Origin of the sequence: Bacteroides sp. AM07-18, assembly GCF_003602695.1 — a bacterium.
In the GTDB taxonomy this organism is placed as follows: Bacteria; Bacteroidota; Bacteroidia; order Bacteroidales; family Bacteroidaceae; genus Bacteroides; species Bacteroides uniformis.
Window position 1 is genome coordinate 40,043 of record NZ_QTLM01000007.1, and the last position, 12,346, is coordinate 52,388.

The 12,346-nt window shown below is 46.9% G+C and carries 13 protein-coding genes; 5 read left to right on the forward strand and 8 right to left on the reverse strand.

The genetic code is table 11. The annotated features are described in order from the left end of the window. Position 1: 1 nt before the first annotated feature. From DW096_RS10880 to argR, 8 genes are all read right to left on the reverse strand, one after another. Entirely contained in the window at positions 2–556 is a 555-nt protein-coding gene (locus tag DW096_RS10880; RefSeq protein ID WP_005825132.1) for a helix-turn-helix domain-containing protein, read from the reverse strand. Positions 557–677: 121 nt separating this feature from the next. Then, a complete protein-coding gene (proC, locus tag DW096_RS10885) occupies positions 678–1,451 on the reverse strand; it encodes a pyrroline-5-carboxylate reductase (RefSeq protein WP_044469112.1) in 774 nt (257 codons plus the stop codon). Between the two features lie 129 nt (positions 1,452–1,580). Then, the gene (locus DW096_RS10890) at positions 1,581–2,702 is read right to left on the reverse strand and encodes an aspartate aminotransferase family protein (protein ID WP_005825124.1); all 1,122 of its coding nucleotides are present in this window, start codon (positions 2,700–2,702) and stop codon (positions 1,581–1,583) included. Positions 2,703–2,707: 5 nt separating this feature from the next. Next, positions 2,708–3,676, reverse strand: coding sequence for an N-acetyl-gamma-glutamyl-phosphate reductase (argC, locus tag DW096_RS10895; protein WP_005834778.1), 969 nt, complete (start codon positions 3,674–3,676; stop codon positions 2,708–2,710). Next, positions 3,669–3,887: a PspC domain-containing protein gene (locus DW096_RS10900; RefSeq protein ID WP_118931009.1), complete on the reverse strand. Its 219-nt coding sequence runs from the start codon at positions 3,885–3,887 to the stop codon at positions 3,669–3,671. Before DW096_RS10900 ends, argC begins: the two co-directional genes overlap by 8 nt. Further along, on the reverse strand, positions 3,888–5,093 hold the full coding sequence (locus tag DW096_RS10905; RefSeq protein WP_035449833.1) for an argininosuccinate synthase: 1,206 nt from the start codon (positions 5,091–5,093) through the stop codon (positions 3,888–3,890). Positions 5,094–5,105: 12 nt separating this feature from the next. Further along, positions 5,106–5,663, reverse strand: a complete 558-nt coding sequence (locus DW096_RS10910; protein ID WP_005825115.1) for a GNAT family N-acetyltransferase — start codon at positions 5,661–5,663, stop codon at positions 5,106–5,108. Positions 5,664–5,698: 35 nt separating this feature from the next. Continuing rightward, complete coding sequence (gene argR / locus DW096_RS10915) at positions 5,699–6,172, reverse strand: arginine repressor (protein WP_118931010.1); 474 nt, start codon at positions 6,170–6,172, stop codon at positions 5,699–5,701. A 317-nt stretch (positions 6,173–6,489) separates the two neighbouring features. Between argR and DW096_RS10920 the strand changes: the two genes are divergently transcribed. The 5 genes from DW096_RS10920 to fucO are packed head-to-tail and all read left to right on the forward strand — an operon-like array spanning position 6,490 to position 12,327. Further along, complete coding sequence (locus DW096_RS10920; protein ID WP_118931011.1) at positions 6,490–7,962, forward strand: rhamnulokinase family protein; 1,473 nt, start codon at positions 6,490–6,492, stop codon at positions 7,960–7,962. 41 nt (positions 7,963–8,003) lie between these two features. Next, complete coding sequence (locus tag DW096_RS10925) at positions 8,004–9,257, forward strand: L-rhamnose isomerase (RefSeq protein ID WP_118931012.1); 1,254 nt, start codon at positions 8,004–8,006, stop codon at positions 9,255–9,257. Between the two features lie 22 nt (positions 9,258–9,279). Beyond that, the gene (locus DW096_RS10930; RefSeq protein ID WP_005825105.1) at positions 9,280–10,290 is read left to right on the forward strand and encodes an L-rhamnose/proton symporter RhaT; all 1,011 of its coding nucleotides are present in this window, start codon (positions 9,280–9,282) and stop codon (positions 10,288–10,290) included. A gap of 47 nt (positions 10,291–10,337) precedes the next feature. After that, positions 10,338–11,147: a rhamnulose-1-phosphate aldolase gene (gene rhaD / locus DW096_RS10935; RefSeq protein ID WP_005825102.1), complete on the forward strand. Its 810-nt coding sequence runs from the start codon at positions 10,338–10,340 to the stop codon at positions 11,145–11,147. Positions 11,148–11,172: 25 nt separating this feature from the next. Beyond that, the gene (fucO, locus tag DW096_RS10940) at positions 11,173–12,327 is read left to right on the forward strand and encodes a lactaldehyde reductase (RefSeq protein WP_118931013.1); all 1,155 of its coding nucleotides are present in this window, start codon (positions 11,173–11,175) and stop codon (positions 12,325–12,327) included. Positions 12,328–12,346 lie beyond the last annotated feature (19 nt).

A 12,346-nucleotide genomic window follows, 5' to 3' on the forward strand; every position in this document is an offset into this window, starting at 1 on the left:
ATTACATGATTACTGCCAGGAATTTTACAGTCTTTCCGTCAAGCGCCTTCATGCCGTGCGGCAGTTTGGAGTTGAAGTATAGACTGTCTCCTTCGTTTAAGATTAAGTCTTTGCCGTCGATGCTGACCATCATACGGCCTTCCAGTACGAGGTTGAACTCCTGACCGGTATGGCTGTTGTAATGTATCGGCTCGCTGTCCGGTTTCGGTTCTACGGTCACGATGAACGGGTCTGCCGTGCGGTTGATGAAACCGGCTGCCAGCGATTGGTATTTATATGCCTTGGTACGTTCTATACTGGTTCCTTTTCCGGCACGTGTCAGGAAGTAGGAGCTCATTTTGGGCTCTTGCCCAAACATCAGTGCGTCCAGTGATATGCCGTAGTGCCGTGCTATCTTCTGCAGCATGCTGACCGAGATGTCGAATTCTCCGGTTTCGGCCAGACGGTACTCTTCTGCAGAGATGTCGCAGTCGCGGGCGATATCGTCGGCAGTCAGTTCCAATACGTCACGCAGTCCGCGCAGGCGTTCGGCTATTTGTCTGATTTGTTCGTCCATAATTATATTTTTTTAATGGGTTGTTATTAAAGTGTGGCAATGTGCCAATAGGCTGCACAATGTTTAATTATACCGTAGCTCATAGGCATATCGGGACATCGTTACATTAGCACATTAAATATCATTTACTCGCTTTGATGGCTTTAATCACAGTGGAGGTGAATCCTTCATGTTCCAGCTCGTTGATTCCCTTGATGGTAATTCCTCCGGGGGTACACACCTTGTCAATCTCAACACTGGGGTGCGTGTCGTTGTTCAGAATCAGCTCGGCTGCCCCTTTCACGGATTGTGCCACCATGCGCATGCCGTCTTTGGGATAGATACCCATTTCAACGCCGGCCTGCATGGCTGCCTGGATATACTTAAGCACGTAGGCAATGCCGCAGGAAGTCATGGCAGTGGTTGCCGCAATCTTTTCTTCGGGAATGAGCATGGCGAGTCCCATCTGGTTGAAAATGTCCAGCATCAGTTGCTCCTGCTCCTTGGTGGCATTGCGGCTGGCGATGAGTGTCATGCTTTCCATCTCGCTGATGGCGGTATTGGGAATAAGACGGAACATGGTCATTTCTTTGTCTGCTACATAGTGTGTCAGCTCTTCAAAAGGAATGCCGGCTGCAACGGATATAAGAATCTCTGTGCCTTTTAGTTCCAGTTCCTTTATCACTGGCTCCATCAGCCATGGCTTCACGGCAAAGATTATCATATCTGCACCGGCTGCCGCTTCCTGGTTGTCATTGGTCACTTGCAATGCGGGGAATTCTGCCTTCAGCTTGTCCAGCTTGCCCTGGGTGGGGTTGGAGACAATGATGTTACCGGCAGGGATGATTGTTCCTTTTGCCAGCCCTCGGGCAATGGCTCCCCCCATATTTCCTGCACCGATAATTGCTGCTTTCATATCTTTTTGTTGTTAAAAGAGTTGTTTTGCTGGCAAAGGTAGATAAATTTTCTACAAAAAACGACCGAGAGAGAAAGGTATTCTGCTTTTCGGTCGTTTCTTTTGCTGGCTGATTATTTGTGTCAAATATTAAAGTACTTTCTTGAAGCGTTCCAAGAATTCCTTTGCTTCATCCATGCCGAGGCACAGAGGCGGCAGCAGGCGAAGTACATTCGTACCGCTTACACCGGTGAATACATGCTGCTCTTTCAGTAGTCTTAGGCGCAGTTCCTTGATGGGTTCTTCAAATTCCAGCCCTATCATGAGTCCGCGTCCGCGAACGTCCTTGATTTGAGGGAATTTCTTTAGTTCCGTTATCAGGAAGTTGCCGACTTGGGCTGCATTCTCTATCAGGTTTTCCTGCTCTATCACATCCAGCACGGCAAGGGCGGCACTGCAAGCCAGGTGGTTTCCACCGAAAGTGGTTCCAAGTTGCCCGTATACTGGTGTAAACATTGGGCTGATGAGTACGCCTGCCATCGGGAAACCATTGCCGATGCCTTTTGCCACGGTGATGATGTCGGCTTTGATGCCGTTGTACTGATGGGCGAAGAACTTGCCGCTGCGTCCGTAGCCGCTTTGGATTTCATCGAGAATCAAGACCGTGTTGTGTTCCGTACAAGTCTGGCGGAGAGCCTGCATGAATTCGTCTGTCGGCAGTTGGATGCCGCCTACACCTTGTATGCCTTCGATAATCACTGCGCAGACATCTCCTTTGGACAATTCGGCCTTCATGGCTTCGATGTCGTTCAACGGGAGGTAGGTGACGTGCCCGCAGTTGTTGATGGGAGCGATGATTTTAGGATTGTTCGTTACTTCCACCGCCAGTGAGGTACGTCCGTGGAATGCTTTTGAGAAGGATATCACACGGGTACGGCCATTGTAGAAGGAGGCGAGTTTCAAGGCGTTTTCATTGGCTTCGGCACCGCTGTTGATGAGGAAGAATGAGTAGTCGTCATAGCCACAGACTTTTCCCAAGCGTTCTGCCACTTGCTGTTGCAGCTTGTTAATTACTGAGTTTGAGTAGAATCCTAACGTAGCAACTTGGTTACTCACCATCTCTACATAATGTGGATGTGCATGTCCGATTGAGATGACTGCATGGCCACCGTAGAGGTCGAGGTATTCGGTACCGTTCTCGTCCCATACATGGCAGCCTTTTCCTTTGACGATGTTGATGTCAAAGAGAGGGTATACGTCGAATAAATTCATTTTTTTTAGAATGCAGAAGGTTTCAACCGTAATCCTACGGTCTCTTCCAGGTTAAACATTAAATTCATGTTGTGGACTGCTTGTCCGCTGGCACCTTTCAGGAGGTTGTCGATGCAGGAAATGATAAGCAGCTTGTCACCGTGCTTCTCCAGGTGGATGAGGCATTTATTGGTATTCACCACTTGTTTCAGGTCAATGTTCTTTTCCACGACAAATGTAAAGGAATCTTTGGCGTAGTATTCTTCGTACATACGGATGATTTCTTCCAGAGCCACTTTGGTCTTTACTACGATGGTAGTGAAGATACCGCGCGGGAAGTCACCCCGGTAGGGGATAAAATCTATTTCTGCATCGAAACTGTTTTGCAGCTGGCGGAGTGATTGCTTGATTTCGGGCACGTGCTGGTGCTCGAAAGCTTTGTAAACACTCATGTTGTTGTTGCGCCAGCTGAAGTGGCTCGTGGCACCCGGTTTCACTCCGGCACCCGTACTTCCGGTGATGGCATTCACCATGATGTCATCATTCAGCATCAGGTGCTTGGCGAGCGGCAGCAGCCCCAATTGTATGCAGGTGGCAAAGCAGCCCGGATTGGCTACATGCTTTGCCTTGCAGGTGGCGCGGCGGTTCAGTTCCGGCAAGCCGTAAATGAAGTCGTGGTCAGGAGAGGCTATGCGGTAGTCCATGGAGAGGTCGATGATTCTCAACTCCTCGGGCACGTTGTGGCTTTCGAGGAATTTTCTCGTGTCGCCATGTGCCGTACAGAAAAACAGCACGTCGATTTCTTCCAACGGAAGCTGGTCGGTAAATACCAAATCTGTTTCACCGTACAGTCCTTCGTGTACATCAGTAATTTTGTTGCCGGCGTTGCTTGAACTGTTTATGAATACGATTTCCGCTTCCGGATGGTTGAGCAGTAAACGTATCAGTTCGCCTGCCGTGTATCCGGCTCCGCCGATGATTCCTACTTTAATCATTTCTATAATATCTATTGGATTCTTCTGGTATGATAATCAATAATATAATGTATATAATTACACCTGCAAAAGCAGTAAAGACGGTAGCGAACGTATAAACGGTGCGTACTAAAGATACGTCAAGTCCGAAAAAAATTGCCAGTCCTGCACATACACCGGAAAGTATTCTTCCGGTTCGGGGACGTGTCAGTTTCCGTTTCTTGTCCGTCATTTAGATTTTCTCGTCTTTGTGATTTGAATAATATGCACGCAGTGCCGTGGAGGTTACTTTGATGAATCCCTTGGCATCTTCTGCCGTCCAGCCTTTCTGCATTTCGCCGTATTCGCCGAACTTGTTTTTCACAAGGTCGTCCTTGCTTTCTACACCTACGGTAGAGAAGCAGAGTGGGTGAAGCTCGAGGATAGCCGTACCGTTTACGTTGCGTTGCGAGGATTCCAGCATGGCTTCGATGTCGCGCATTACCGGTTCCAGATATTGGCTTTCGTGCAGGAACATGCCGTACCAGTTGGCTACCTGGTCCTTCCAGTATTGCTGCCATTTGCTCAAGGTATATTTCTCCAGGAACTTGTGTGCGCCGATAATCAGCATGGGTGCGGCAGCTTCGAAGCCTACACGGCCTTTGATACCGATAATCGTGTCGCCTACGTGCATGTCGCGGCCGATGCCGTATGCTGCACCGATCTCTTCCACTTTCTGGATGGCTTTGATGGGATCGTCGAATGTCTCGTCGTTCACGGCTTTTAGTTCCCCCTTCTCAAAAGTTAGGCGCAACTGCTCGCTGCCCTCTTTGGTGCAGTGTTTCAGGTAGGCGCTTTCGGGCAATCCTTGTGCAGAATCTAGAATCTCACCACCACAGATGGAGGTGCCCCACAGACCCACGTTATAGGAGTATTTCAGTTTGGTGAAGTCGGCGGCAAAACCGTGTTGGTTCAGGTAGTCAATCTCTTCCTGACGGCTCAGTGCCATGTCGCGTGTCAGCGTAATGATTTCCACGCCCGGAGCCATGACGAGGAAAGTCATGTCGAAGCGAATCTGGTCGTTACCCGCACCCGTAGAACCATGAGCGATGGCATCGGCGCCGATTTCGTTGGCATAGCGTGCAATGGCCAGTGCCTGGAAGATACGTTCGGAACTTACGGAGATGGGGTAGGTGCCGTTACGCAGTACGTTTCCGAATACCATGTATCTTAGGCTTTTTTCGTAGTACTCTTGCGTCACGTCAATGGTGACGTATTCTTTGGCACCCAGCTTGTAGGCATTCTCCTCGTTAGTCTTCAACTGTTCGGGGCTGAAACCGCCAGTATTGGCACAAGCTGCATATACTTCGTATCCTTTTTCTTTGGCAAGATACATGACCGTGAATGAGGTATCCAAACCGCCGCTGAATGCGACTACCACTTTTTTCTTCTTTTCCATATCCTTATATTTTTATATTTTATCTTCTTCGTGCAGCTTCGGGTCGTAAAGCATTGCTGTGCAGATGCAGAATTTACGGTTCTTGGCTACCAATATATCATGGTTGATACAGCCTTCGCAACCTTTCCAGAAGGATTCGTCATCGGTTAGTTCGTTGAAGGTGACGGGCACATATCCTAGCTCGGTATTCATTTTCATGACGGCAGCTCCACTGGTGAGACTGAAAACTTTGGCATTGGGCCAACGTAGGCGTGCCAGGCGGAAAGAGGCGGTCTTGATACGTTTTGCCAGTCCCAGTCCCCGGTATTTGGGGTGTACTATCAGACCGGAGGTTGCTACATATTGCTTGTTGCCCCAGCTCTCTATGTAGGTGAAACCGGCAAAATCGTCTCCACACAAGGCTATGATGGCCTTTCCTTCTTTCATCTTAGTAGCTACGTATTCGTGTGTGCGTTCTGCGATGCCCGTTCCGCGTACCTTGGCAGCTTCCCGGATGGTATCCAAAATCTTGTCCACGTAAACTTCATGTGAGGCGTCAGCCACCATCACATCAATTTGTTTCGAATCCATTTCTTATTTAATTTCTTGTTTTTTGTTGTTATCTATCATTTAATGTTCGGGATGATTTGCGATAGGAAGCTGCGTACCTCGTCATGTGACGCCGCTTCGTGCACCACCAGCATGATGGTGTCATCTCCGGCAATGGTACCCAGAATGGCGGGACACTCCCGGTTGTCGATGTCGTAGGCCATGCTGCTGGCATATCCGGGCCGGGTACGGATGACGGCAATATTGCCCGAAAATTGAAGTGAAACGAATCCGCTTGTCATCAACATCTCACTTGCACTCTGGTCGTTCGAACGTTTATACATGATGTTGTTGGGCAGCACATATACGTATTTACCGTTCATGTTCGCTGCTTTCGCTACTTTCAGCTGTTTCAAGTCGCGTGACAAGGTGGCTTGTGTCAGTTCAAAGCCTTCCTTGCTCAAAGCTTGCAACAGTTCTTCCTGAGAACTGATGTCTTTGCTTGAGATAATCATCTTGATGGCGTCTAACCGATTGGCTTTTTTCTTCATTTTCTGTATAATTATTCTAAGAGTGGCGCAAAATTAGGGATTATTTCGGAAAGAATATGCAAAAAGGAGACTTTTTTTATTCTTTTTATACATAGGTATATTATATATGTTGTTCTTGTTCTCTTTGTAGCAGCCTTGTTTATCTGTTCTTTCACGTTATTGGGGATTGTTTCTGTATGCATTTGATAAATGTTGATATAATATAGAATAGATATGCAATTGCCAAATCTGACACCCTTTCAATCAAAAACTGTACAAAAAGTAGGGGGATAATCTCCTATTTTTGTATCGTTGAATAGCAACTAAAACTAATTACCATGAAACAATGCTTTTTTGCGGTCGACTTGGGGGCTACCAGTGGTCGCACAATTCTGGGAACTTTTACTTCGAATGGTTTGGAAATGGAAGAAGTAAACCGTTTCCCAAATCATCTGATTGAAGCTGGCAGACATTTTTACTGGGATATTTATGAACTTTACCGTCATATTATTGAAGGGCTGAGGATTGCCGCCCGTAAAGGTGTAGAAATAACTTCCATCGGTATCGACACTTGGGGAGTAGATTTTGTCTGTGTAGGTAAGGATGGGGGATTTCTTCGCCAGCCGTATTCCTATCGTGACCCTCATACGGTGGGTGCTCCGGAAGCGTTCTTCACACGTATACCTCGTAGCCATGTGTATGGATGGACGGGGATTCAGGTGATGAATTTCAACTCCTTGTTCCAACTTGATACATTACGCCGTAATCATGACAGTGCATTGGCAGCTGCAGATAAATTGCTGTTTATGCCTGATGCTTTGAGCTATATGTTGACCGGTCAGATGGTAACGGAGTATACTATTGCCAGTACGGCACAGTTGGTAAATGCCAATACCTGCAGGCTGGAGGATGCCTTGCTGCAGGAGATTGGACTGACACAAGCTCATTTCGGGCGTTTTGTCTATCCTGGTGAAAAAATAGGGGGCTTGACGGAGGAAGTACAACGAATAACCGGACTTGGTGCTGTCCCCGTGATAGCTGTTGCCGGGCATGATACAGCTTCTGCAGTTGCTGCCGTACCTGCCATGGACCGTAATTTTGCTTATCTAAGTAGTGGTACTTGGTCTCTGATGGGAGTGGAGACGGATGCTCCAGTCATTACTGCTGAAGCAGAATCCTTGAATTTTACGAATGAAGGCGGTGTGGAAGGAACCATTCGTTTGTTAAAGAATATTTGTGGTATGTGGCTGCTTGAACGTTGCCGTACCGAATGGGGGGAAATCTCTTATTCCGAACTCATCGTTGAGGCTGGTACTTGTGAACCATTCCGTAGTCTAATTAATCCGGATGATGCTTTGTTTACCAATCCGGCGAATATGGAGCAGGCCATCAAGACCTATTGTGCCGATTATCGTCAGCCTATTCCCATGACACATGGACAGATAGTACGCTGTATCTTTGAGAGTCTTGCTTTGAGATACCGTCAGGTGCTGGATAGCCTGCGAAATCTTTCACCACATCCGGTGGAGGCCTTGCATGTTATCGGTGGCGGCAGTCGTAACGAGCTGCTTAACCAGTGGACAGCCAATGCTGTCGGTATTCCCGTGATTGCCGGACCTTCCGAAGCTACTGCTATCGGTAACGTTATGGTTCAGGCATTGGCTGCCGGAGCAGCTAGAGACATTGCTTCCATGAGACAGCTCATCAACCGTTCCATACCATTAAAGACTTTCTATCCGCAGGATATGGAGGATTGGAATGCCGCCTACCTGCACTTCAAGCAATTGACGATGACTAATTATAATGGATAATGATTACCAATAACTTATAACTCATAATCAAATCACGTATCATGAAAGAAGAATTGATAAACAAAGCGTATGAAATTGCTAAAGAGCGTTACGCAGCTCTCGGATTGGATGTAGAAAAAGTAATGGAGCAACTTCAGAAAGTGTCTATTTCCATGCATTGTTGGCAGGCTGATGATGTTCAGGGATTCGAATCTGCCGGCTCATTGACCGGTGGTATCCAGACTACAGGAAACTATCCCGGTAAAGCCCGTAATATGGAAGAACTGCGTTCCGATATTTTGAAAGCTGCTTCTTATATCCCCGGTAAGCACCGTTTGAATTTGCATGAGATTTACGGTGACTTTGGCGGTACCTTCGTAGATCGCGATCAGGTAGAGGTGAAACATTTCGAAAGCTGGATGCAATGGGCAGCCGAGAATGGTATAAAATTGGATTTTAATTCCACTTCTTTCTCTCATCCGAAGAGCGGTAATCTTTCTTTGGCTAATCCGGACCAAAGTATCCGTGATTTTTGGGTCGAACATACTAAAAGTTGTCGTGCCATTGCCGAGGAAATGGGGCGCCGCCAGGGAGATCCCTGCATCATGAATCTCTGGGTGCATGATGGCAGCAAGGATATCACTGTAAACCGTATGAAGTATCGTGCACTTTTCAAAGATTCTCTCGACCGTATTTTTGCTACGGAATACAAGCATATGAAGGACTGCCTTGAATCAAAGGTATTCGGTATCGGTTTGGAGAGTTATACGGTAGGCTCCAATGAATTCTGTATGGGTTACAGTGTACAGCATCAAAAACTCATCACTATTGATACAGGACACTTCCATCCTACGGAAAGCGCTGCCGACAAGGTGTCCTCCATGTTGCTCTTTGTTCCTGAGCTGATGCTCCATGTAAGCCGTCCGGTACGTTGGGACTCTGACCACGTAACCATCATGGATGATCCTACCCTTGAACTTTTCCAAGAAATTGTCCGTTGCGATGCACTGGACCGTGTACACATAGGTCTTGACTATTTCGATGCTTCTATCAATCGTATCGGTGCTTATGTAATAGGTACCCGTACGGCGCAGAAATGCATGTTGCGTGCGTTATTGGAACCATTGGCAAAGCTTCGCGAATATGAGGCCACCGGTCAAGGTTTCCAGCGCCTTGCTTTACTCGAAGAGGCTAAGGCTTTGCCTTGGAACGCTGTTTGGGACATGTTCTGCTTGAAAAACAATGTTCCGGTAGGTGAGGAGTTCATCGCTGAAATAGAGAAGTATGAAGCTAATGTAACCTCTAAAAGAGGATAGGAACCCCTTGTAACTGACAGAAATGGAAATAATATTAGGGTTATTGATTATTGCCATCGGAGCATTCTGCCAATCCAGTTGCTATGTACCCATTAACCGTATCAAGGAGTGGAGCTGGGAGTCGTATTGGATTGTACAAGGTGTTTTCGCTTGGCTGGTTTTTCCGTTCTTGGGTGCGTTGCTGGCAGTACCTGCCGGCAATTCGCTGTTCGAAATTTATGCAAACAATCCTGCGGATACGCTTTGGACTATGTTCTTCGGAGCTTTATGGGGAGTGGGGGGACTGACGTTTGGTTTGTCTATGCGCTATTTGGGCGTAGCTCTTGGGCAGTCTATCGCTTTGGGTACTTGTGCCGGATTGGGAACGATATTGACTCCGGTATTTACTGGTAAGGCAGGAGATTTGACAACATCGGTTATTGTTGGTGTAGTGGTCACGTTGGTAGGTATTGGCATTATCGGTCTGGCCGGTAGCATGAAGTCTGCCAGCCTGAGCGAAGAAGAGAAGAAGAAGGCCGTAAAGGATTTCAATTTTACTAAAGGTATTATTGTAGCCCTTCTTGCCGGATTTATGAGTGCGTGTTTCAGTATAGGATTGGGTTTTGGAGAGAAACTCTGTTTTGCTGAAAGTGCGGATATATTCAAGACACTGCCTGCTACATTGATGGTGACACTGGGTGGTTTCATTACGAATGCCGTCTATTGTTTCTATCAGAATTCCAGGAACAAAAGTTGGGGCGATTATGGCAAGAAATCCCTTTATGTAAACAATGTCTTGTTTTGTGCTTTGGCCGGTGTGTTGTGGTACAGCCAGTTCTTTGGTCTTAGCTTGGGTAAGGGATTCCTTGCTGCCTCTCCGGTATTGCTCACATTCTCGTGGTGCATCCTAATGTCGTTGAACGTAACGTTCTCTAATGTTTGGGGTATCCTTTTGAAGGAATGGAAAGGGTGTACACCCAAGACAATTACAGTGCTTGTCATAGGCTTGGCAGTCTTGATAATTTCTTCTTTCCTGCCACAGTTGCTGGGGTAAGTTTAAATACCTATCTTTGAATATAAAACTAAAATATATCTGCATATATGAAATCAATTCTAGAAAATCGTCCGGCGCTGGCTGCGGAAGTTAATAAGGTGGCTGAGGTGGCTGGTTATCTCTGGCAGAAAGGTTGGGCAGAACGTAATGGGGGCAATATTACGGTCAACATCACTGAGTTTGTAGACGATGAAATCAAGGCTATGCCTGCCATTAGTGAGGTGAAATCAATCGGTGCTACTTTACCTTATTTGAAAGACTGCTATTTTTATTGCAAAGGCACCAACAAGCGTATGCGCGATTTGGCCCGTTGGCCGATGGAGAACGGTTCGGTCATCCGCATTCTGGATGACTGTGCCAGCTATGTCATTATAGCCGACCAGTCTGTACAGCCTACATCGGAACTTCCTTCCCATCTTAGTGTACACAACAATCTGATAGCGAAAGGTTCTCCCTATAAAGCTTCGGTGCATACGCATCCTATTGAGCTGGTAGCCATGACTCACAACAAGAAGTTTCTGGAAAAAGATGTAGCTTCGAACCTGCTTTGGAGTATGATACCGGAAACAAAGGCTTTCTGTCCTCGTGGTTTGGGCATCATCCCTTATCAACTTCCCAGCTCGGTAGAATTGGCTGAGGCTACCATCCGAGAACTGGATGACTATGATGTAGTGATGTGGGAGAAACATGGTGTGTTTGCTGTGGATGTGGATGTGATGGCTGCTTTCGACCAGGTGGATGTACTCAATAAATCTGCCCTTATCTATATTGCTGCCAAAAATATGGGTTTTGAACCGGACGGTATGAGCCAGCTTCAGATGAAGGAGATGTCCGTAGCGTTTAATTTGCCTAAATAATTGTTTTAACAGATAGTGTGTAATTATGTATAGAATGATATTGAATGAGACCTCTTATTTCGGTGCCGGCTGTCGCGAAACGATTGCCGTGGAGGCTGCCCGCAGAGGTTTCAAAAAGGCTTTCTTTGTAACGGACAGAGATTTGATCCGTTTCAAGGTGGCTGATAAAGTGATTGAAGTTTTCGAGAAGAACAGTATACCTTATGAGCTCTTCAGTGATGTGAAGGCCAATCCTACCATTACCAATGTACAGAATGGTGTGGCTGCTTTCAAGGCATCCGGTGCCGATTTTATCGTGGCTTTGGGTGGCGGCTCTTCCATTGATACGGCAAAAGGTATTGGTATTGTTGTGAATAATCCGGATTTTGCAGATGTGAAGTCTCTGGAAGGTGTGGCGGATACTCGTCAAAAGGCTGTCCCTACTTTTGCTTTACCTACTACGGCGGGAACTGCTGCTGAGGTGACCATCAATTATGTTATCATTGACGAAGAGGTCAAAAAAAAGATGGTTTGTGTAGACCCTAATGATATTCCGGCAGTAGCTATTGTTGACCCGGAGCTGATATATTCCATGCCGAAAGGATTGACTGCTGCAACCGGTATGGATGCACTGACTCATGCCATAGAAAGCTATATAACGCCGGGTGCATGGGCTATGTCGGATATGTTCGAACTGAAAGCCATTGAAATGATTGCTGTCCATTTGAAAGCTGCCGTAGACAATGGCAGCGATTCGGTTGCCCGCGAGGCCATGTCTCAAGCGCAATACATTGCCGGTATGGGGTTCAGCAATGTCGGTCTGGGCATCGTTCATTCCATGGCCCATCCTTTGGGTGCCCATTATGACACTCCGCATGGGGTGGCCAACGCATTGCTTCTTCCTTACGTAATGGAGTATAATGCAGCGTCTCTGGCAGCTTCCAAATATGTCCATATTGCGAAGGCGATGGGAGTCAATACGGAAGGTATGAGCGTGGAAGAAGGTATATGTGCTGCTATTGATGCTGTCCGGAAATTGTCTTTAAGTATTGGCATTCCACAGCGGTTGCGTGAAATCAATGTTAGGGAAGAGGATTTGCATCAATTGGCTATCGATGCTTTCAATGATGTCTGCACCGGTGGCAATCCGAGACCTACATCTGTGGAAGATATAGAAGCTCTGTATCATAAAGCTTTTTAAGGCAAGCGCTATTTTAGGT

What these genes read in the sequence shown, in the direction of transcription:
- DW096_RS10900 (WP_118931009.1), bottom strand. Translation starts at nt 3,887, where the DNA reads ATGACGGACAAGAAACGGAAACTGACACGTCCCCGAACCGGAAGAATA.
- DW096_RS10890 (WP_005825124.1), bottom strand. Translation starts at nt 2,702, where the DNA reads ATGAATTTATTCGACGTATACCCTCTCTTTGACATCAACATCGTCAAA.
- argC (WP_005834778.1), bottom strand. Translation starts at nt 3,676, where the DNA reads ATGATTAAAGTAGGAATCATCGGCGGAGCCGGATACACGGCAGGCGAA.
- argR (WP_118931010.1), bottom strand. Translation starts at nt 6,172, where the DNA reads ATGAAGAAAAAAGCCAATCGGTTAGACGCCATCAAGATGATTATCTCA.
- DW096_RS10930 (WP_005825105.1), top strand. Translation starts at nt 9,280, where the DNA reads ATGGAAATAATATTAGGGTTATTGATTATTGCCATCGGAGCATTCTGC.
- DW096_RS10910 (WP_005825115.1), bottom strand. Translation starts at nt 5,663, where the DNA reads ATGGATTCGAAACAAATTGATGTGATGGTGGCTGACGCCTCACATGAA.
- fucO (WP_118931013.1), top strand. Translation starts at nt 11,173, where the DNA reads ATGTATAGAATGATATTGAATGAGACCTCTTATTTCGGTGCCGGCTGT.
- DW096_RS10920 (WP_118931011.1), top strand. Translation starts at nt 6,490, where the DNA reads ATGAAACAATGCTTTTTTGCGGTCGACTTGGGGGCTACCAGTGGTCGC.
- proC (WP_044469112.1), bottom strand. Translation starts at nt 1,451, where the DNA reads ATGAAAGCAGCAATTATCGGTGCAGGAAATATGGGGGGAGCCATTGCC.
- DW096_RS10905 (WP_035449833.1), bottom strand. Translation starts at nt 5,093, where the DNA reads ATGGAAAAGAAGAAAAAAGTGGTAGTCGCATTCAGCGGCGGTTTGGAT.
- rhaD (WP_005825102.1), top strand. Translation starts at nt 10,338, where the DNA reads ATGAAATCAATTCTAGAAAATCGTCCGGCGCTGGCTGCGGAAGTTAAT.
- DW096_RS10925 (WP_118931012.1), top strand. Translation starts at nt 8,004, where the DNA reads ATGAAAGAAGAATTGATAAACAAAGCGTATGAAATTGCTAAAGAGCGT.
- DW096_RS10880 (WP_005825132.1), bottom strand. Translation starts at nt 556, where the DNA reads ATGGACGAACAAATCAGACAAATAGCCGAACGCCTGCGCGGACTGCGT.